Genomic DNA, 19,739 nt, shown 5'->3' with positions numbered 1-19,739 from the left:
CGGTTCGGCACCTCGGAATCGCTGATTCCGTCATTGTCGCTTTGCCTGTCCATGGGATTAAATTGCAGTAACAAACAAGAAATTCCACGGGAGAAAATCATGGCGCAATCCAGACTGGCGGAGCCGGCGCTCGATATCAGGCCGATTGCCGGAAACATCGGCGCGGAGGTGCACGGCGTCGACACATCCCGTGACCTGGACGCCGGAACGGTCGCCGCCCTGCGCAAGGCACTGCTGGATCATCTGGTGATTTTCCTGCCGGCGCAGACGCTGACTCCTGAGCAGCAGCTGCGCTTTGCCCGCCGGTTCGGCGAGCCGATGATCTACCCCTTCGTGAAAGGCCTGGATGACCTTCCCGAGGTCACACCGATCCTGAAGAAGGAGGAAGACCGCAATAATTTCGGCGGTATCTGGCATTCCGACACGGTCTATCAGGACGAGCCGCCCATGGGCACGATGCTCTATGCCCTGGAATTGCCGCCCTTCGGTGGCGATACGCTCTTCGCCAACCAGTATCTCGCCTACGAGAGCCTCTCGGACGGCATGAAGGCACTGCTCGCCCCATTGAAGGCGATTAATATTTCAGGCAAGGGAAAGGTTCAGCAGACCCGGACCGATATGATGAAGCACGCCTCGGCCGGACTTAAGGGGGACGAGCTTGAATCCTGCCATCCCGTCGTTCGCACGCATCCCGAAACAGGACGCAAGGCCCTGTATGTGAATGTCGCGCATACGGTCCGGTTCGACGGCATGACAGAGGAGGAAAGCGCGCCAATTCTGGAGTTCCTGTTCAACCACCAGATTCAGCCAGAATTCACCTGCCGGTATCGCTGGTCGGAGAAAGCTCTGGCCTTCTGGGACAACCGCGCCGCGATGCATTACCCGGTGAACGACTATCATGGATATAGGCGCCTGATGCACCGGATCACACTCACTGGCGACCGACCGTTCCAATAAAGCAATGGCTTACGGAAACAGACCTCAAAACTAGATACAATTTCACTAAACCCACCACTAAATCATGTAGCGCCAACATAAAATTGCACTTAGTCTTGTGCTGTGGCGGCAAAGAAATAGCCGTCGGCCACCATGCTCAAATGGGGGAGGGCATGGCCGATTTTGTTCAGATTAATTAAACGGGAACGACCACATTGCCTCATCCGACCCTCCGGGGCCTAAGGGATTTGGAAAAAGATTCAGACCCGCCCTTCGCGGTCTCAGCGGACGGCGTTAACCAGACTGATTTGCCGATCCCGATCGATGCGGTGCCGGATCCTCTTGTCGTGTTCGATGCGGAAGGCATTATTCGCGGTGCCAACCGGTTGCTGGGCGGGCTGCTCGGCTTCAACGCATCCGAACTCATCGGACAGCCGGTGGAGATGCTTTATCCCGATGCCGACCGGTCGGCACATCGCTCGGTTCGGCAGACGTTTCTGTCGCGCGCGTCGGACTTGTCGCACACTTCAGACACATTGCAGCCGATGCGGCGCGAGGTCTTTGCCCGCAAGCGCAGCGGCGCGCTGATCCCCGTGGAATTATCGATGATGCTGGTGCCGACCGCCGTCGGCGCCATGTTCACCGCCAGCATGCGGGACGCGTCTCGTCATGTTGAAATCGAAAAAGCACTGACTGAAGCTGCGGACGAAGCGGATGCAGCCAATGTCGCCAAGAGCCGTTTCCTCGGCACCATGAGCCACGAGCTGCGCACGCCGCTGAACGCGATTATCGGTTTTTCCGAGATGATCCAGCACGAAACGCTCGGCCCGCTGCCGCACGTGAAATACGCGGACTATGTCCAGACCATCGGCGTTTCTGCCCGTCTCCTGCTGGACCTGATCAATGAGCTGATTGATCTGTCGCTGATCGAGGACAACAGTCTCCGGCTCAAGCTCGAGCCCTCGAACATCAATGAAATACTGGACGAGTGCCGCTCTGTCATTGCGCAGAAAGCCCAGACACAGGGACTTAAACTGCGCCTTTTGCTGCCGAAAGGTCCCGTCGCGCATCCGGTCGACCCACAGCGGCTGCGGCAGGTGGTCCTCAACCTGCTGAGCAACGCCATCAAGTTCACGGACGCGGGCGGCACGATCACCCTCGCCCTGAGCGAGGATGCTGCTGGCATGAAAATCCAGGTTGCCGATACCGGCACCGGAATTGCGCCGTCGGTTCTGGAGAACATATTCGACCTTTATGTCCGGTCGGAGGCGGATCGCAACGTCACCGCCGGCGGGCTCGGCATCGGATTGCACGTGTCGAAGCGGCTCACGGAAGCGATGGGCGGCACCATAAACATTGCAAGCACCCTCGGAGAAGGCAGCACGATTACCCTCTCCTTCCCGCCGAATACTGCCATTCCGGCGAACGAGCGTTAACCTTGCCATGACAAGCGTCCGGATTCCGGCCTGTTTCATGCGCGGCGGCTCCAGCAAGGGCGTGTTTTTCTCTCTGGCAGACCTGCCGCCGGATCAATCTTACTGGGACCGCCTGTTCCTGTCCGTCATAGGCAGTCCCGATCCCTATGGCCGCCAGCTCAACGGCATGGGCGGCGGTGTGTCGTCTCTTTCCAAAGCCGCCGTGATCTCGGCGAGCCGCCGGGACGATGCCGATCTGGACTTCACTTTCGGGCAGGTTGCTGTCGGAGACGCCGTGGTGGATTACAGCTCGAATTGCGGCAACCTCTCGTCCGCCGTAGGGCCGTTCGCCCTTGAGCGCGGCCTGATCCGGCTGGCCGACGGCCAGCGCGCCGTCCGTATCTACAACACGAACACCGGCAAGATCCTGGTCGCCCATTTCACCGTCAAGGACGGGCTGGCAGCGGAAAGCGGCTCATTCGCCATCCCCGGTGTGGCCGGTACCGGCGCGGCGATCCGGCTCGAATTTCTCGACCCCGCCGGCGCCGGAACGGGTCATCTGCTTCCCACCGGAAACCTGACAGACCGGATTCAACTGGATGATGGCGGCAGCATTGATGCCACGCTGATGGATGTCGGAAATCCCTGCGTGTTCATCGATGCGGCGTCGGTTGGCCGGACCGCGAACGAGACCATCGCCGAGCTGGAAGCCGACACGGCCCTGATGGCTCTGCTCGATCAATTACGTCGCAAAGCGGCGGTCATGATGGGGCTGGCCGTGGACGAAGCCACTGCGCCGGCCGCCGTGCCGAAGATCGCCATCGTCGGTGCACCGGAACCGGCCAGCGACCTTGCCGGCAACATGATCGATCCGGAGATGGCGGACCTGTCCGTCCGCATGCTTTCGATGGAGAATGTGCACCGGGTCCTGCCCCTGACCGGGGCCATGTGCGCCGGTGTCGCCTGCAGGCTTTCCGGAACCATTCCGGCCGGGCTGACAAAGGCGCCGGACGGGGATGTGCGTCTTGCCAATCCGTCTGGCATCCTGCCCGTCGGGGCGGACGTGACAGCGAATGACGGACCGGCGGTTCGCTCCGTCACCGTGATCAGGACCGCCCGTCTGCTGATGAGCGGCGACGTGGCAGTCCCGGCCTAGCGATCAGCGGTTCAGCGCAATCAGGATCACCGAGCCACAGACCACCAGCACCGCGATGGCAATCCGCAGGGTCAGCACCTCGCGGCGGAAGACGACCAGGCTCAATATCATGCTGAAGATCGGTGACGCGGCGATGATCGGCACCACCGTCACGACCTTTCCCATCAACAGCGCCTGGTTGAGGCAGACGACCGCGCTGCCGAATGTCAGCCCCGCCGCCGCGAACCAGCGCGGCCCGGAGGCGTTCCAGGTGAAAGGCACATCGGCCTTCTTCACAAACCGGGCGCCGGTCGCGACCAGCGCCGAAACGGAAAATCCGACAACCGTCGCAAAGTAGGGATCGGGAATGTATTCCATCCCCATTTTGGAGAGGACATGGGCCGCCGACCGGATCGCCGCCGCCGCGACCGGGAAGAGCAATGCCCAGAGAGGCCAGGACACCTCCAAGGTATTGCCCCGGCGGGACAGCAGGATAACGGCCAGAACAATGCCGACAGTGCCGAGTGCGGTCTGCCAGGTCAGCACTTCGCCGAGCACGAGGATACCGAGAGCAAGACCGAACAGCGGTGAGGTCGAGGACAAGGTGGAGGACAGGGTCGGACCAAGATAGCGGATCCCGACGACCGAAAAATTCGCGGAAAGCGCCGGCCGGAAAATACCGACCGCCATGAATATCAGCACCGCCGGGTGCCACCAGGCGGACCAATCCATGAAAAACGGCGCCGCACACCAGCACATCAAAGCCGAGACGCTGATCGAAATCGCGGTCCCGGTTCGGGAGTCGACGGTTTTCACTCCGAGATTCTGCAGCTGTCCGCCGACGGCAAACAGGAACGCCGCAAACAATGCGAGGAGAAGAGGTGTGTATTCAGACATATGGAAAGCCCGCTGCGTGGGTTGGCAACGGGTCTTGCATTCCGCGCCTGAACACTGATTCTGCTAGAAATTCTCCGGCAGCAGTAGCGCTATTCCACGCACTGATCCTATGCCAGATCGCGGCGCCAGTGCTGCGCCGTCAGAGACTTGCCGTAGACATTCTCGGCTTCCTCGGCATACAGCGCGAACCCCGCCGCCTGATAGACCCGGCGGGCCGCCGACAGCACGCTGTAGGTCGAAAGCACCATCTCCCGATAGCCGCGGGCGCGGGCAAAATCGAGACAGGCGCCGACAAGCTTGTGCCCGAGCCCCAGGCCGCGTGCGTCCGGCTCGACATAGACGATCCTGAGGCGGGCCGTCTCCGGCCCGTCGCGCACCACGGCCGCCGATCCGGCCACGCGGCCATCGACCTCCGCGATCCAGAGACAATCGTCGTCCGGATTGTAGCGTTCAAGAAAGTCGCGGCCGATCTTCAGCAGGTTCAGCTCGAAACCGCCGTCCCAGCCATATTCCTGTTCATAGAGAATGGCTTGCCGGGCCAGCGCCCGGGAGAGTTCGCCAACCCGGTGCGGCCGGATTACCGGCACCGGTTTCATGATCCCGCTTTCGCCGCCAAGCAGATGTTCCGCCTTGCGCAGGGTGGAGACCAGATCGCGGCGTGCCTCCTGCCCCAGCGGGTCGAGCATGGCCGAAACCTGGGCACGCGATTTCGCCTGCAGGTCATCGAGTGCGCTGAGACCATTCTCTGTCAGTGCAAGCACATGACGCCGCCTGTCCGCCTCTGACACCGACCGGGTGACGATGCCGCGGCGCTTGAGGCCATTCAGGATGCGGCTGAGATAGCCCGGATCGAGCCCGAGCATGTCCGCCAGATCCCGGGCGCTCAGTCCGTCGCAATGGCCGAGCTCGAAAATCACCCGGGCCTCCGGCAGCGAGAATGCGCTCTCCAGGAGACGGTCCCCGAGAACATTGATCCTGCCGGTATAGAAACGGGTGAAGTGGCGGACAGCGTCCACCGGGTCATGTCTATCGGTCACCATGTTCCGTCCTTTTTTGGAACATGGTGACTCTATTTGTTGCTTTTAGCAACTAACTAAATGCTAAAAGCAATCATCTTGCCCTGGGTGCCCGTTGTGAGAAGCGTTTGCCGAACACGCCTTCGGCGATCCGGTTCTTCATCATCTCCAGGCTGCCACCGGCGATCTGCCAGCCGCGCGTCCGGCGCCAGCAATATTCAACCAGGCTCTCCTCCGTGTAGCCGAGAGCGCCGAGCACCTGCATGGCGTCGTTCGCGGCCCGGAACCCGGATTCATTACAGAGAAACTTGGCGATGGCTGTGTCATAGGCGGACGGCAAACGGTCGGTCGCCTCGGTCGCAACCTTGTAGAGCATGAGCTGGGCTGCTTCCATCTGGGCGGCGGCTTCCGCGAATTTCCACTGGATGCCCTGAAAATCCGCCAGTTCCCGGCCGAACTGCTTGCGTGTCAAAGCATGTTCACGGGCAATCTCGAAGGCGTAGCGGCCGAAGGCGAGCGCGCGCGCCGAGTTGCCGATCCGCTCGACATTGAAGGCCGAGATCTGCTTGCGGAATCCACCCTCGCCAAGCAGCACATTTTCCGCTGGAACATAGACATCCTCGAAATAGAGCTGACACCAGTGCTCACCGCCGACATAGCGCACCGGCTTGCCCATGGTGAAACCGTCCTGGCCGCGCTCGAGAATGACCGAGCCGATGCCGTCGATACCGGGGCCGAAACGCACATAGATCAGGAAGATTCCCGCTTCCGGACTATGGGTGGAAAACACTTTCGTCCCATTGACCCGAAAGCCGTCCCCGTCCGGCGTGGCCGTGGTGGCAAGGTCGGTCGCGGCGGAACCTGCTTCCGGCTCGCTCATGCCCAGAGAAATCGCCATCTCGCCGGCCAGAAGCTTGCCCAGCCACTTCTCCTTGTGCGCGGGGCTGGCATATTCGACGAAGGTGCGGATCGGGCCGAAATTTCCGGCCTGGATGGCATCGGCGCTGCGCGGACAGAACTCGGCGACGGCCTGAATGGCCAGCACCGCATCCATCACCGTGCCGCCCTGCCCGCCATCGGCCTCGGCGAAGGTGATGCCCATCAGCCCCTGCTCCGCCATCAGCTTCGCCACCTCGAACGGGAAGCTCTCCTCGTGGGCCCGCGCGAGCGCACCGTCTTTCAGATGACGTTCGGCGAAACCGCGCACGGCATCCTGGAAGAGACGCTGCTCCTCACTCAAATTGAAATCCAAAACTTCCTCCTGTAAGGCGCGGCTATTCCGCCGCTGATTTTGTTGCCATGCCGCCAAACGGCAGGTCGGATAGAGTTCCCAGATCGTCGATCCGCCAGATCGCGTCCCGCAGCGGTCCGGCCGCACGGCCGAGCACATCTCCGGTCAGCTCGAAGAACTTCTCGTCCAGTTCCGCATCGCTCAGCGGCGCATCCGGGTCCCCCTTGCGGGTCCGCGCATAATGGCTGAACTGCCTGCCATCCTCTGTCTCGATCGTGACACGGGCGGAGCGGCGCCGCGGAAATCCTGCCTCGCACTCCGGATCGACCGTATGCTCGACCTTCGCCGCGAGCACACGGATCGCCGGATTCGCCAGCGCGTCCGGCGTGAAGGCCGCTATCCGGACAGCCCCGGTGGCGATAACGGCACCAAGGCAATAAGGCAGAGAGAATTTGGCTTCAAAAGCCGTCCTGGGATCGGCATTGCCGCAAATCTCCAAGGACTTCTTATAAGAGCCTGCCTCGATCCGGCGGATGGACTCGGCGGATAGATTATTGGCAATGACGATTTCCCTCGCGGCATCGACCGCCGCATGGACATGGCCGCACGCGGCGTGATTTTTCTGGGTCGTCCGCTCAATGGTCCAGTCGGACCCGAGCCCGGCAACGGCGCCCGACCAATCCACATCCCGGCTCATGGCAGCACCGAACCCTGCAGCGCCGTCAAGAATATCAAGCGCTCCCGTGATCCCGGCCTTTGCCATCCGCGCCGCCAGCACACCGCCCTCCGCCGCGCGCCCGGCATGCAACGGCTTGCTCATCGCCTCGGCCCGGAAGGCCTGCTGCAACCCGGCGGCCATGGTGCCGGCATTGGCCAGCGCGTGTGCCGCCTCCGATGCGGTCAGACGCAGCAGGACGGCGGATGCCGCCGTGCCGCCGAAAAACCCGATGGTCGCCGTGGTGTGCCAGTAGTCATAATGCGCCGGATTGACGGCTGCGGCGATCCTGTTGGAAACCTCGTAGCCGGCGATGACGGCGCGCAGAAAGAGATCACCGTCCGCGCCGGTATCTTCGGCGAGCGCCAGCGCTGCCGGGATCACCGCGACTCCGGGATGATAGAGGCCATCCCGGAAGATATCGTCAAACTCGACCGTGTGTGAGCCGGCACCGTTGATCAAAGCTGCCGCCCGGGCCGTGGCGAATCGGCCGGACGGAACCAGACGGGCACGCCCACGGTCCAGATCGTCGGACACGGCGGCCGGCAACAGGGTGGCAGGCGGCAGAACACCGCCCGGGACAGCCGCTGCGAACCAGTCCAGCATGCAGCGCCGGGCATGGTGCCGCGCACTATCGGGCACCGGTGCGCTATGCATCGCGGCAATGAAATCTCCGAATATCTCGGTCGGGCTCTTGTCGGCCATTCCGTTCCTCCCTGTTTCAGACTGTTCAGCAGCCCAGCTTGTCGGCAACGCCCTCCATCGACTCGGCGATGACGTCAAATTCATCCTCGGCCTTGAAGTCGACTGTCTGTTCCGGTCCGTATTCCGTCGGCCGCGCAATGAAGGCAGTCTTCAAGCCAAGAGCCCGGGCCGCCAGAAGATCACTGTTATGGGCCGCCACCATCATGCATTCCTCCGGCGCGAGACGGAGCATCCGGCATCCGGTGAGGTAGGTTTCCGGATCCGGCTTGTAACTGTGTGCGATCTCGGCGCCGAGAATCATGTCCCAGGGCAGCCCGCCATGCTTCGCCATGTCGACCATCAGCTTGACGTTGCCGTTCGACATGGTGGCCAGAATGAATTTTGTCTTCAATCTGGTCAGACCCGGCACGCTGTCGGGCCAGGGATTGAGACGATGCCAGACCATATTGAGATGGTCGATTTCAGCATCGGTCAGACTGGCGATTCCGAATTCCTCCAGGACCTCGATCAAATTCTCCCGATGCAGGGTATCCAGATCCGTGAAACCGCGTTCTCCGCTGCGGATCCGTGCCATGGCCGGCACATAGCGCCGGCGCCATGCGAGGGCGAAAGACTGACCGTCAAGCCCGAGACCTTTCCCATCGGAAAAACGGTCTATCTCTGCAGCAATACTGTTCCGCCAGTCGACGACGGTTCCAAAAACATCGAAAAAAAGCGCTTTAACCATCGTCATTTCACTTTCCATTTCTTGGGCCCGTTCCCGTACACCGGAAAAGCACCTCCCGTTTTGCACTGTTTCCTTGACCCCCAATCGAAAGCCGGGACAATGATATTCGGTTCGATCAGCTGGAAGACCGGAAAACAACGGTTAGCAGACTGACGAAAGGGTAGGCGAACGGAGGAACGTCAGACAACGGCCCAATCGGTAATGAGTCCGTTCTTCGCTTGGCGAGGAATTGAAATCTGTTTTGCCGTCCGTTCCTATCCAAAAAAAATAAAAGTCCGCTTAAAGGGAAGGAGTAACGTCTATGAAGAAACTTTGGCGCTCTGCAGCCACAACAGCGTTCGCGCTGGGAGTTGCAGCCATCTTCGGGCCCGCCCCCGCTAAGGCCGACACGCCGCAATACGGCGACGAATTGCGGCTGGTGGTCGGCTCGAACATTCCGTCGTTCGATGCTCATATCGAATCCACCTTCGGGATGATCCATCCGATCCGCCCGTTCTACAGCGTGCTGATCCGGGTCAATCCGGACAACCCCTCCTCGCCGACAGACTTTGTCTGCGATGTGTGCGAGGGCACCGTTCCGAAAGCCACGGACGGCGGCACCAAGTTCACGTTCAAGATCCGCAAGGACATCAAGTTCCATGACGGCACGCCGCTGACCGCGCATGACGTCAAGGCGACCTTCGACAAGATCGTGTTCCCCCCGGAAGGCATCGCCTCGAACCGTGTTGCTTATTTCCGGGCCGTGGAATCCATCACCACGCCGGACGATTACACGGTGGTTTTCAAGCTGAAGACCCCGACAGGCACTTTCCTGCCGTCAGTCGCCATGCCGTTCAACTTCATCTATGCGAAGAAGGACCTGGATACGCACGGCTACACATGGCACCAGAAAAATGTGAACGGCACCGGCGCCTTCAAATTCGCCGAGTATGTTCCCGGCAGCCATGTGCGCGGCGAAAAATACGAAGGCTTCCATCACAAGGGCATGCCCTATCTTGACGGCTTCACCGCCATCGCGGCTCCGAAGATGTCGGTTCGCCTGCAGGCCATCCGTGGCGGCCAGGCCGATATCGAGTTCCGCGGTTTCCCGCCGAAAGCCCGTGACGACCTTGTCAAAGCCCTTGGCAATGACATCACCGTGCAGGAAAGCGACTGGAACTGTGTCCTCATCGTGACACCGAACCACGAAGTGAAGCCGATGGACGATCCTCGCGTCCGCCGGGCCCTGTCTCTCGCCATTGATCGGAAGGGCGGCTCCCAGTACCTGTCCAAGATCGCCATCGTGAAGACGGTTGGCGGCATCGTCTTCCCGGGTCATCCGCTCGCGGCGACCGAGGCAGAACTTTCGCAGCTCGCAGGCTACGGCAATGACATCGAGGCCAACCGGGCGGAAGCGAAGCGTCTGCTGAAGGAAGCCGGTCACGAGAACCTGAAGGTCACCCTGCATAACCGCGGCGTCGACCAGCCCTACAAGGTTGTCGGCACCTGGCTGATCGACCAGTGGAAGAAGATCGGCGTGCAGGCGGATCAGTGGGTGCAGCCGTCCACGCCTTTCTACGCGACGCTGCGCTCCAAGAAGGACTTCACCATCTCGCTCGACTTCAACTGCCAGTCGATCATCAACCCGATCGCTGACATTTCGAAGTACCTGCCGGGTGCAGGCGCCAACTACGCCTATTTCCAGGACGAGCAGCTGGTGAAATGGTACGACGAGTTGCTGGCCGAAGGTGACGAAGGCAAGCAGCGCGAGATCATCCGCAAGTACGAAAAGCGGGTTCTTGACGATCTGGCTTCCCAGTTCATCACGCTCTGGTGGTACAAAATCAATCCGTACCGTTCCTACGTGAAGGGCTGGAAAATCGCTCCGAGCCACTATCTGAACCAGGCTCTGGACAATATCTGGATCGACCAGACCGAGAAGAAGCGCCAGCTCGGCGGCTGATCCTCGATCACGGACCCGGCCGTCCCGCCTCGCGCGGGGCGGCCGTCCTTTCCACTTAGAGGCAAATACGGCAAGGCATGTACGGATACATCGTCAAACGCTTGCTCATGCTGCTCCCGACCCTGCTCGGCGCAGCTATTCTCGTATTCCTTCTCCTCAGGCTTGTTCCGGGCGATATCTGCCTGATCAAGTTCGGCGGTGAAGGAGCCTACGCGGACCCGGAGCAGATCAAACAGTGCCAGGAACGGCTCGGACTGACTCAGCCCATTTATATCCAGTTTGTGGAATATATCGGCGGGTACCTGACGTTCGATCTCGGCACATCCATGTGGACGGGGCGCGCCGTTGGACACGAGATCGCCATCCGTTTCGAGCTTTCGCTGCAAATCGCGATCATGGCGACCCTGACATCGATCATCATCGCCATACCACTCGGCGTGATCTCGGCAGCAAAGCAGAACACGGCTGTGGATTATTTCGTTCGCGGGTTCAGCATCGCCGGTATTGCCATGCCGTCGTTCTGGCTCGGCATTCTGATCATTCTCGGACTGCTGATCGGAACACAGGAGTTTCTGGGCCGACCATGGATGCCACCGATCCACTACAAACCGATCTGGGAAGACCCAATCCACAATATTTCCCAGTTGATCTGGCCGGCGCTCGCGACAGGCTACCGCTACTCGGCCGTCGCCACCCGTATGACGCGGTCAGCCATGCTTGAAGTTCTGGGCGAGGACTATGTTCGCACCGCCCGGGCCAAGGGACTGGTGGAAAGCGTGATCATCAACAAGCATGCGCTGAAGAACGCCATGCTGCCCGTGGTCACGATCATCGGCATGGAGTTCGCCTTTCTGATGGGCGGCCTGGTGGTGACCGAACAGGTCTTCAACCTGAACGGCATCGGCAAGCTTTTCGTCGAATCCGTGACCCAGTCCGATTTCACCCTGACCCAGGCTCTGGTGATGCTGGTCGTCACGATCTTCATCGTGATGAATTTCATCGTCGACGTGCTCTATGCGTGGCTCGATCCACGTATCCGGTATAGCTGAGGGAGATGCGGAACATGTCATCCATTGACGCAACACCCGAAACCAATACCGGGTTCAGACGCACCACGGTTTGGGACCATATCAGCCGCCTGATCCGTCGGCAGCCTCTCGGCACCGGCGGCGCAATCGTGATCATCATGATGCTGTTCATGGCCCTGTTCGCGGATGTCATCGCGCCCTTCGATCCGGAGGCCAACAGCTTCGAGTACATGCTGGTCCCGCCGAGCTGGGAGTTCCTGATGGGCACGGACCAGTTCGGACGTGATCTGTTCTCGCGCATTATCTATGGCGCGCGGACAGCGCTCTTCGTCGGATTTGCCTGTGCCATCGTCGGTGCATTCGGCGGGCTGGTGCTCGGCGTCGCGAGCGCTTATTTCGGTGGCTGGTTCGACCTCATCATGCAGCGCATCATCGATGTGTTCATGGCCTTCCCGCTGATCATCATGGCGCTGGCAATCGTCTCGATCTTCGGCACCGGAACGGACAAGGTGATCATCGCCATCACCATTCCCTTCGTGCCGCGCTGTGCCCGTGTTGTCCGGTCCAGTGCACTGGCAGTTCGGGAAATGCCCTATGTCGATGCGGCCCGGTCCATCGGATACGGGCATATGCGCATCATCATGAAGCATATCGCACCGAACGTGCTGGCTCCCTTCCTGATCATGCTGACGGCCTTCCTCGGCGAGGCCATCCTGCTTGAAGCGTCCCTGTCCTATCTCGGACTGGGCGTGCAGGAGCCGACACCGGCCTGGGGCCTGATGCTGCAGGGCGGGGCGGAGGAATATGCCGAAAGTGCCCCCTGGGTGCCGATCTGGCCGGGCCTTGCCATCACCATCGCGGTGTTCGGCTTCAACCTGTTCGGGGACGCGGTCCGGGACATCCTGGATCCGAAGCTCCGGACCCGGTAGACCTCCCGATCCATATCACACCAGAAAGCCCCGCCCTTCCCGGCGGGGCTTTTTCTTGCCTGCCCCGGATCTGATTCCCAATCGAGATTGTCACACCGTCCAGTTTCCGAACCCGCCAAGGTTGGGACAAGGCCGACCAGCAAAAGGGTTATAATTTAAACTTCGAAATCCCAATGACGCTTTGACACAATAGAGAATCCGACGGAAAATCGGCACTGATTGCAAAAGGTTTTATGGAATTGCCAGTCAGTTTTATTCAGAATGCCGATCTCGAAAGCTTAGATCCGAATACTGAGTTGCGCTTCGTGCATATACTCGGTGACAGTCAAGCGTTGATCTATGATGGGCTTCTCGGCAAATATTACGATAACGATGACAAGATCATCATCTTCAAGTTCGTGACGATGCATTGTCCACGAACCCGCGAACCACTCGTGGACTCACACTACCAAAAGCTGGTCAGAGATGACATCTTGAATGCGGTGGCCCGGATCGGGACGCTTCGCCAACAAGGCTTAACGGGTGATGTGCTGGTCTTCTCGGACGGCAGCTTTCAAATGCATGATTTCCTTTATGCGCGGGGAATTGTGAACGATATCGATTTCGAGGAACCGGGAAGGGTCGTGCCACGCGATACAAGCAGACCCATCGTTCCTTATGCATTGATTCGACAGGAAGTGAAACAACAGCTCGCAAAGCTGGAGTTGGGATCGTTCCTCAAAGTCATGGTGAATTCGGGTTTTCCGATCGGATTCATGGTGCCTCCGCCCCCACCTCACAAATCAGACACCGTTATTAACGAGCCGCATGAGAGTTTCCGGCCAGAAGGACGGAACATGCCCATCATCCCACTGCTGACGCGCACGAAGGTGCACCGACTTTTCATCAATGAGATCGAGGCGATCTGTTCCGGAGAAGGCGTGGAGCCAGTAAATCTATGGGACGAAACGACGGAAGGCCACGCACTGAAGCCTCAATTTGAGCTAGATGGCGCTCATCCCAATCGTGATTTCGCTATGTGTGTAGGCGCTCGCATAATCGAAAGAACGGTCGCGATCGAGCGAGGGGAAAAAGATGTCGGCTAAAAACAGACCCTACGATTCCGTGCCTCCGCATGGCTGGTGGCGTCGTGCGATAGCTGATATTTCCGCAAGCGACATAAACCCCGCACTCAGGGGTGATTTCAAGATCACCCCTGAAGCACGTATTGCAACAGCGGGCAGTTGCTTTGCCCAAGAACTCAGCAAGGCAGCTGCGGAGCGCGGGTATGAGAGCTATGTTGTCGAAAAAGGCCCCCTTGGGCTCAGCGAAGAGAATCGTCTGAATTTCGGGTACGGCCTATTTTCGGCCCGCTACGGGAACATTTACACAACACGTCAATTGGTACAGCTATTAGACCGTGCTTATGGTCGGTTCGGTTCGGCCGACAGGGCATGGCGCGGAAAGACCGGGTATGTTGATCCCTTCCGGCCATTCATTCAGCCAGAAGACTTCATCTCTGAGAGCGAACTTCTCGCGGATTGCGAACAGCACCTCGGGTATGTCCGAGAGATGTTCGAGAACATGGATGTATTCGTCTTCACGCTCGGACTGACAGAAGGCTGGCGAGCGCGTTCAGATGGCGCGACCTACCCCCTCTGCCCTGGCTACGGAGCAGGTACGTTCAATCCAGAGAAGCATGAATTCTTCAATATGCGAGTCAGCGACGTTGTGGCTGATCTCGAATATGTCCGCGAACGTCTGTCCGAGCTCAATCGAGACGCAAAAATCCTGCTGACCGTATCACCGGTTCCATTGGTCGCCACCGCAACAGGAAAACATGTCCTGGAAGCCACTGCATACTCGAAGGCGGTGCTGAGAGTCGCAGCGGCAGAGGTCACAGCCGCTCACCCTTCTGTCAGCTATTTCCCATCATACGAGATCATCACGGGGACTTTCTCGACCGATAGATACTATTCCCAAGACAGGCGCTCCGTAACCCAGGAGGGAATCGACCACGTCATGCGCTGTTTCTTTGCCTCTTATTCGGATACGTCCGAACCTCTCCAAGAAAGACAAGGCGCAGCGGTCGAGAACGACTCCAGAAAAGAGCAGCGCGAAATCATTAAAAAAGACCTTTCCTCGATCTGCGACGAGGAGCGCCTCCTTGAGATCCTGGCAAGCGCCGATTCCGCCAAGACCTGAGGAAGAGCTGCACAGAGATCGTAATAAAAACGGCGCCCGAAAGCGCCGTTTCCATTTTCAGGTCCGGTGAAACCCAAATCAGCTCTCCAGCACGAAATGCCCTTCGCCAACCTGCCGGTATTCCCGCTTCGGCGGCTCGTAGCCCATCGGCTTCAGCGGGCTCGGGATCTCGTCCGTCATCAGGTTGAGTTCCCGCTTGCGGCGCGACGGATCGGCCACCGGGACCGCCGACATCAGCTTCTTGGTGTAGGAATGCTGGGCATTCTCGAACACCGCCGCGCGCGGGCCGATCTCGACGATCTCGCCGAGATACATCACCGCGACCCGGTGGCTGACCCGCTCGACCACGGCCATGTCGTGGCTGATGAAGAGATAGGCCAGACCGAACTCCTCCTGCAGGTCCATCATCAGGTTCACCACCTGCGCCTGGATCGACACATCCAGCGCCGACACCGCCTCATCCGCGATGATCAGCTTCGGCCCAAGGCCGAGCGCCCGTGCAATACACAGACGCTGACGCTGACCACCGGAGAATTCGTGCGGATAGCGTTCCGCATGCTCCGCATCAAGGCCGACGCGGCGCAACAGCGTGACCACCTGTTCGTCCGCATCCTTGCCCGAGGCCAAGCCGTGCACGATCATCGGCTCCGCGATGGCCGAACCTGCCGTCATGCGCGGGTTCAGGGACGCAAACGGATCCTGGAAGATCATCTGCATGTTGCGGCGCAGCGGCCGCATCTCTTTCGAGTCCAGGCCCATCAACTCGGCGCCCTCGAACTTGATGCTGCCGCTGTTCGGCTGCACCAGCTTGATGATGCTGCGGCCCGTCGTCGACTTGCCGCAGCCGGACTCACCAACCAGGGCCAGGGTCTCGCCCGGCTGCAAGGCAAAGGAGACGCCCTCGACCGCATGAACCCGGGCTGAAGCAGACCCGAACATACCCTTGCGGATATCAAACCGGGTGGTCAGGCCCTCGACCGTCAGCAGCGGGCTCGCTTCCCGACGGACAGTGTCCTTCATTTCCTGAAGTTCGTGCTTGGAAGAGGCGTCCCTGACAGCGTCACCTTCAGACCGGTTCACATCGACATTCGCGAACTTGGCCGGGAAGGTCATACCCTTCATCGAGCCGAGCTTCGGCACGGCGGCAAGCAGAGCCTTTGTATAGGGATGCTGCGGCGCATGGAAAATCTGCTCCGCCGGTCCTTCCTCGACCTTCTTGCCTTTCAGCATCACGACGACACGATCGGCAACCTCGGCCACCACCCCCATATCGTGGGTGATGAACATGACCGACATGCCGATTTCCTGCTGCAGCATCTTGATCAGATCGAGGATCTGCGCCTGGATCGTCACGTCGAGCGCGGTGGTCGGCTCGTCCGCGATCAGCAGGCTCGGACGGCAGCTCAGGGCCATGGCGATCATCACCCGCTGCCGCATACCGCCGGACAGCTGGTGCGGATACTGGGACAACTGCTTTTCCGGCTCCGGAATACGAACCAGCTTCAGCATTTCCAGCGCCATATCGAGCGCTTCCTGCTCGCTCTTGCCCTGGTGCAGCATGATGGTCTCGGCGATCTGGAAGCCGATGGTGAAGACCGGGTTGAGCGAGGTCATCGGCTCCTGGAAGATCATCGAGATATCGTTGCCGCGAATATCGCGCATCGTTCCCTGATCCGCGCCGGCGATATCGATCACCTCACCGTTCTTGCGCCTGAAATCGACCTTGCCCGACGCGATATGCCCACCGGCATAATCAGTCAGCCGCATCAGCGACATCGCCGTCACTGACTTGCCGGACCCGGACTCACCGACCACTGCGAGTGTTTCGCCCCGGTCGATATGCCAGGAGACTCCATCCACCGCCTTGACAGTCTGGTCATCCAGCGGAAAGTGTACCCGAAGATCGTCAACTTCGATCAGTCGGTCTTTATGCATTTACACGGCCTCCCATGGCTCGCTCGGATCTGGATGGTGCTTTGATTTTTTTCTCTTTTCGCACCATTTTCAGCGGGGCAGTCTGTCTGCTTTTGATAGCCAAATCCAGACGCAATCTGTCAAATTTCGCACCCCGGAAGAGTTAATACGTATGAGGCGGCGGTGAGCGAACCAAAATCAGGGACCGAGCACAGCCCCAACCGACGAAATGCGTTTCGACAAGGAGTGCGGCACGGCCTCGCCGTTCCGTCCATCGTCGTCTTCGCAACCATGCTCGGTTATGGCTCCCTGGCCCAGGCCAACGGCTTCTCCGCCTTCGAGGCCCTGCTCTCCACCGCACTGGTCTGGGCCATGCCGGGTCAGGTTGCGATGGCCGACCTGAGGGCATCGGGCGCCGACCTGTTCGTCACCCTGCTGGCGGTTTCCATGGCCAGCGTCCGCTTCTTCCCTATGGCGACCATCATGATCGGTACCTTCCGCGATGTGGCGAAACATCCACTGAAGCGGATCTTGCTGGTACATCTGATGTCGGCCTCGACTTGGCCGATGGCAATGGCGGCGGCGCAACGGATGAGCAAGGCCTCCGCGCTGGCGTATTATTGGCCTGTCGGGGGGCTCTGCATCACCATGGGATGTATCGGCACGCTGGCCGGATACTGGTTGTCGGCGGACATGCCCCCCTTCGTCCGGCTGACGCTGGTCTTCCTGAATGTCGTTTTTCTGTCCCTGCTGTTCGCACTGAACCGGGACCGGCTGGTCATCCTGGCGGTTTGCGCCGGCTCCGTGCTCGGTCCGCCCCTGCAAAGCATCGAGCCGAATTACGGCGTCATCCTCACCGGCCTGATCGGCGGGACACTTGCCTATGCAATCCTGGGGAAACGCCGATGAGCGCCGCCGCGATCCCGCCGCTGATGCTGGTCCTGCTGGCCGCTGCCGTGACCTTCATATGGCGCGGACTCGGCGCCCTTCTGGCCTCGAAGATCGATACTGACGGCGCCCTTTTCCGCTGGATCGGCTGCGTTTCCTACGCCACCGTGGCCGGCCTGATCTCCCGCATGGCTGTGCTGCCGACCGGTGACCTCGCCGACACGCCGCTGTGGCTCCGGCTCGGCGCGGTAGCGGTCGGGTTCGCCGTGTTCTTCCTGGCAAAGCGAAACCTGCTCCTCGGCGCGGCGGCCGGCGCGGGAAGCTTCGCGGCGGGGCTGTTCTTTTTAGGTTCCTGACCGACAGGTCTCACTTCAGGGCCTTTGCCGGTGGTTTTATAGCGCTGGCCCGACACACCCGGGCTCGTTCAGGTTTCGGAAAGACTTGGCTGTGTAGAATATGCTCACCGTGCTCGCCCTGAACCGCAATCCGTGTGGCAAGAGACAGTGCGGCTGCGAAAACTGGACGGAAAGGGCCTCAAGATGCCCAAGCCCCGCGATCCGGCAAACACAGACGATGAACGCGCGGACCCGCTCAATCCGGCAGAGGACACGCCAAGCGAGCTTGAAGACACCACCCATGCCGAGTTTCTGGCGATCTATGCCGATGCCTCGGAAAACCTCCGCTTTGCCAAAAACCAGCAATGGCGCGCCGTGCTCTATTTCTCCGCCGGCGCCGCGATCGCGACCGCCTATGGGGAATGGACCCATTGGAAGGATCCGACCCTGGCGCAGTTGCTCCTGGTCATGGTCTGGATCTTCAGCCTGGCAAGCGCCGGCATAATCCTCAGCCTGCAATGGTGGCAATCTGCGGAAGCCCGCAAGATCGACTATGTCACCTCTAAATGGAGCAGCTTCAGTTTCGCCGCCCGCAAGCGGAAGTCCAAACTCGTCAGCGACCTGCAGCGCTACGGCATGATGATCGCAATGGTGCTTTTTCTCGAGCTGGCGACCATCGCGGTCACGCGGATATTCCTGCTGAATATCTAGTGGAGAAAAACTGGCCGGGCGCCGGCCGTTTCGAAAACCGCAACCATCTCGACGCTATGCACGGTGATCATGGCTGCCCTCTATTTCGTCGGTTGGCATTGCAGGGCCTCGGATCTTCTCATTGAATATCCCGGACAGATTGCGCGGCCCGCTCCTGGCATGACAAATGCCGGCAGCTTGTGACATCACGCGTTTGAATTTTCGGGAGGAAGCATCGGATGACCGACGAGACCTGCGGCGGAGAGGATCCCTGCTTCGAGCATCTGCTGACAGGCGGTCACCCCGTCGACCCGGACACCCTGCGCGACGTGAACCGGTTCCGGCGTGCGGAACGGAAGCGGCTCTACGAGGTCCGCAAATCCTTCTCTCCGGACCAGCGCAGCGCGGCCACACAGGCGATCATCAGGGATCTGAAACAGGTCACGGGACCGCTCACGGGGCGGCGCATCGCCGTCTACTGGCCGATGCTGGGCGAGCCGGACCTGCGCCCCTGGATGAAGGAGGCGCACAGCCAGGGGGCGCAAATCCTGCTGCCGGAAGTGGTTGTGAAGAAACAGCCCCTGCAGTTCAGGGAATGGCAGCCGGGCGCCCGCATGGCCCGTGGCATCTGGAACATCCCGGTGCCTGCAGACGGGGCCATCGGCACGCCGGACCTCGTCATCTCCCCGCTTGTCGGCATCGACGATGAATGCTTCAGGCTGGGCAATGGCGGCGGCTATTACGACATGACCCTGGCCGGGTTCTCCCAACGCCCAATTATCATCGGGATCGGCCTTCCCGGATGCACAATTCCGACGATCTTCCCGATGCCGTGGGATATCCCCATGGATGTCGTCGTGCTCGGTGACGGCGCGCCGCGCGAACGCGTGGCCACCTGACAACAAAGCTCCTGCCGCTACTGCTGCAGAACGTATGTCTCCGGGAAATTTTGGGGACACGGAATTTTGGGAAATTTGGGGACATGGCCGTAATCGCGGGGAGATAAGTCGCGTGTCCCCATAACTCCTCGTGAATTTTGGGGACACACACCT

The 19,739-nt window shown here is 60.1% G+C and carries 18 protein-coding genes; 12 read left to right on the top strand and 6 right to left on the bottom strand.

Annotation, left to right across the window (positions count from 1 at the left end; translation table 11 throughout):
- The first annotated feature begins 99 nt into the window (after window positions 1-99).
- From RH950_RS11590 to RH950_RS11580, 3 genes are all read left to right on the top strand, one after another.
- Window positions 100-957, top strand: coding sequence for a TauD/TfdA dioxygenase family protein (locus RH950_RS11590; RefSeq protein WP_350056852.1), 858 nt, complete (start codon window positions 100-102; stop codon window positions 955-957).
- Window positions 958-1,184: 227 nt separating this feature from the next.
- Complete coding sequence (locus RH950_RS11585) at window positions 1,185-2,372, top strand: PAS domain-containing sensor histidine kinase (RefSeq protein ID WP_350056850.1); 1,188 nt, start codon at window positions 1,185-1,187, stop codon at window positions 2,370-2,372.
- A 7-nt stretch (window positions 2,373-2,379) separates the two neighbouring features.
- The gene (locus RH950_RS11580) at window positions 2,380-3,507 is read left to right on the top strand and encodes a 2-methylaconitate cis-trans isomerase PrpF family protein (protein ID WP_350056848.1); all 1,128 of its coding nucleotides are present in this window, start codon (window positions 2,380-2,382) and stop codon (window positions 3,505-3,507) included.
- Between the two features lie 3 nt (window positions 3,508-3,510).
- Here RH950_RS11580 and RH950_RS11575 read toward each other — a convergent pair whose 3' ends face one another.
- From RH950_RS11575 to RH950_RS11555, 5 genes are all read right to left on the bottom strand, one after another.
- Window positions 3,511-4,383, bottom strand: coding sequence for a DMT family transporter (locus RH950_RS11575; protein ID WP_350056846.1), 873 nt, complete (start codon window positions 4,381-4,383; stop codon window positions 3,511-3,513).
- A 107-nt stretch (window positions 4,384-4,490) separates the two neighbouring features.
- A complete protein-coding gene (locus RH950_RS11570; protein ID WP_350056844.1) occupies window positions 4,491-5,423 on the bottom strand; it encodes a GNAT family N-acetyltransferase in 933 nt (310 codons plus the stop codon).
- A 70-nt stretch (window positions 5,424-5,493) separates the two neighbouring features.
- Window positions 5,494-6,651, bottom strand: a complete 1,158-nt coding sequence (locus tag RH950_RS11565; RefSeq protein ID WP_350056842.1) for an acyl-CoA dehydrogenase family protein — start codon at window positions 6,649-6,651, stop codon at window positions 5,494-5,496.
- Window positions 6,652-6,673: 22 nt separating this feature from the next.
- The gene (locus tag RH950_RS11560; RefSeq protein ID WP_350056840.1) at window positions 6,674-8,050 is read right to left on the bottom strand and encodes an MmgE/PrpD family protein; all 1,377 of its coding nucleotides are present in this window, start codon (window positions 8,048-8,050) and stop codon (window positions 6,674-6,676) included.
- A 25-nt stretch (window positions 8,051-8,075) separates the two neighbouring features.
- Complete coding sequence (locus RH950_RS11555; RefSeq protein WP_350056838.1) at window positions 8,076-8,783, bottom strand: haloacid dehalogenase type II; 708 nt, start codon at window positions 8,781-8,783, stop codon at window positions 8,076-8,078.
- A 295-nt stretch (window positions 8,784-9,078) separates the two neighbouring features.
- Here RH950_RS11555 and RH950_RS11550 point away from each other — a divergent pair, with 295 nt between their 5' ends.
- The 5 genes from RH950_RS11550 (at window position 9,079) to RH950_RS11530 (ending at window position 14,860) form a co-directional block, all read left to right on the top strand.
- Complete coding sequence (locus RH950_RS11550) at window positions 9,079-10,719, top strand: ABC transporter substrate-binding protein (protein WP_350056836.1); 1,641 nt, start codon at window positions 9,079-9,081, stop codon at window positions 10,717-10,719.
- 77 nt (window positions 10,720-10,796) lie between these two features.
- A complete protein-coding gene (locus RH950_RS11545) occupies window positions 10,797-11,768 on the top strand; it encodes an ABC transporter permease (protein ID WP_350056834.1) in 972 nt (323 codons plus the stop codon).
- Window positions 11,769-11,782: 14 nt separating this feature from the next.
- Window positions 11,783-12,676, top strand: coding sequence for an ABC transporter permease (locus RH950_RS11540; protein WP_350056832.1), 894 nt, complete (start codon window positions 11,783-11,785; stop codon window positions 12,674-12,676).
- A gap of 233 nt (window positions 12,677-12,909) precedes the next feature.
- The gene (locus tag RH950_RS11535; RefSeq protein WP_350056830.1) at window positions 12,910-13,761 is read left to right on the top strand and encodes a hypothetical protein; all 852 of its coding nucleotides are present in this window, start codon (window positions 12,910-12,912) and stop codon (window positions 13,759-13,761) included.
- On the top strand, window positions 13,751-14,860 hold the full coding sequence (locus tag RH950_RS11530) for a GSCFA domain-containing protein (protein WP_350056828.1): 1,110 nt from the start codon (window positions 13,751-13,753) through the stop codon (window positions 14,858-14,860). Before RH950_RS11535 ends, RH950_RS11530 begins: the two co-directional genes overlap by 11 nt.
- A gap of 78 nt (window positions 14,861-14,938) precedes the next feature.
- Here RH950_RS11530 and RH950_RS11525 read toward each other — a convergent pair whose 3' ends face one another.
- Window positions 14,939-16,795 carry an ABC transporter ATP-binding protein gene (locus RH950_RS11525; protein ID WP_350056826.1) on the bottom strand — a complete coding sequence of 619 codons (1,857 nt, stop codon included), beginning with the start codon at window positions 16,793-16,795 and terminating at the stop codon, window positions 14,939-14,941.
- 225 nt (window positions 16,796-17,020) lie between these two features.
- Here RH950_RS11525 and RH950_RS11520 point away from each other — a divergent pair, with 225 nt between their 5' ends.
- The 4 genes from RH950_RS11520 (at window position 17,021) to RH950_RS11505 (ending at window position 19,586) form a co-directional block, all read left to right on the top strand.
- Window positions 17,021-17,683 carry an AzlC family ABC transporter permease gene (locus RH950_RS11520; RefSeq protein ID WP_350056824.1) on the top strand — a complete coding sequence of 221 codons (663 nt, stop codon included), beginning with the start codon at window positions 17,021-17,023 and terminating at the stop codon, window positions 17,681-17,683.
- Window positions 17,680-18,018 carry an AzlD domain-containing protein gene (locus RH950_RS11515; RefSeq protein ID WP_350056822.1) on the top strand — a complete coding sequence of 113 codons (339 nt, stop codon included), beginning with the start codon at window positions 17,680-17,682 and terminating at the stop codon, window positions 18,016-18,018. Before RH950_RS11520 ends, RH950_RS11515 begins: the two co-directional genes overlap by 4 nt.
- Before the next feature lie 183 nt (window positions 18,019-18,201).
- Window positions 18,202-18,708 carry a hypothetical protein gene (locus RH950_RS11510; protein ID WP_350056821.1) on the top strand — a complete coding sequence of 169 codons (507 nt, stop codon included), beginning with the start codon at window positions 18,202-18,204 and terminating at the stop codon, window positions 18,706-18,708.
- 218 nt (window positions 18,709-18,926) lie between these two features.
- Window positions 18,927-19,586 (top strand): 5-formyltetrahydrofolate cyclo-ligase, encoded by a 660-nt coding sequence (locus RH950_RS11505; RefSeq protein ID WP_350056819.1) that lies wholly within the window; start codon window positions 18,927-18,929, stop codon window positions 19,584-19,586.
- Window positions 19,587-19,739: the final 153 nt, after the last annotated feature.

It is taken from the genome of Nisaea sp., assembly GCF_040217065.1.
Lineage (GTDB): Bacteria > Pseudomonadota > Alphaproteobacteria > Thalassobaculales > Thalassobaculaceae > Nisaea.
The sequence above is the reverse complement of the archived record's forward strand: the minus strand, read 5'-3'. Positions and strand labels throughout refer to the sequence as shown.

What these genes read in the sequence shown, in the direction of transcription:
- RH950_RS11590 (WP_350056852.1), top strand. Translation starts at nt 100, where the DNA reads ATGGCGCAATCCAGACTGGCGGAGCCGGCGCTCGATATCAGGCCGATT.
- RH950_RS11580 (WP_350056848.1), top strand. Translation starts at nt 2,380, where the DNA reads ATGACAAGCGTCCGGATTCCGGCCTGTTTCATGCGCGGCGGCTCCAGC.
- RH950_RS11575 (WP_350056846.1), bottom strand. Translation starts at nt 4,383, where the DNA reads ATGTCTGAATACACACCTCTTCTCCTCGCATTGTTTGCGGCGTTCCTG.
- RH950_RS11570 (WP_350056844.1), bottom strand. Translation starts at nt 5,423, where the DNA reads ATGGTGACCGATAGACATGACCCGGTGGACGCTGTCCGCCACTTCACC.
- RH950_RS11560 (WP_350056840.1), bottom strand. Translation starts at nt 8,050, where the DNA reads ATGGCCGACAAGAGCCCGACCGAGATATTCGGAGATTTCATTGCCGCG.
- RH950_RS11555 (WP_350056838.1), bottom strand. Translation starts at nt 8,783, where the DNA reads ATGACGATGGTTAAAGCGCTTTTTTTCGATGTTTTTGGAACCGTCGTC.
- RH950_RS11550 (WP_350056836.1), top strand. Translation starts at nt 9,079, where the DNA reads ATGAAGAAACTTTGGCGCTCTGCAGCCACAACAGCGTTCGCGCTGGGA.
- RH950_RS11545 (WP_350056834.1), top strand. Translation starts at nt 10,797, where the DNA reads ATGTACGGATACATCGTCAAACGCTTGCTCATGCTGCTCCCGACCCTG.
- RH950_RS11540 (WP_350056832.1), top strand. Translation starts at nt 11,783, where the DNA reads ATGTCATCCATTGACGCAACACCCGAAACCAATACCGGGTTCAGACGC.
- RH950_RS11535 (WP_350056830.1), top strand. Translation starts at nt 12,910, where the DNA reads ATGGAATTGCCAGTCAGTTTTATTCAGAATGCCGATCTCGAAAGCTTA.
- RH950_RS11530 (WP_350056828.1), top strand. Translation starts at nt 13,751, where the DNA reads ATGTCGGCTAAAAACAGACCCTACGATTCCGTGCCTCCGCATGGCTGG.
- RH950_RS11525 (WP_350056826.1), bottom strand. Translation starts at nt 16,795, where the DNA reads ATGCATAAAGACCGACTGATCGAAGTTGACGATCTTCGGGTACACTTT.
- RH950_RS11515 (WP_350056822.1), top strand. Translation starts at nt 17,680, where the DNA reads ATGAGCGCCGCCGCGATCCCGCCGCTGATGCTGGTCCTGCTGGCCGCT.
- RH950_RS11510 (WP_350056821.1), top strand. Translation starts at nt 18,202, where the DNA reads ATGCCCAAGCCCCGCGATCCGGCAAACACAGACGATGAACGCGCGGAC.
- RH950_RS11505 (WP_350056819.1), top strand. Translation starts at nt 18,927, where the DNA reads ATGACCGACGAGACCTGCGGCGGAGAGGATCCCTGCTTCGAGCATCTG.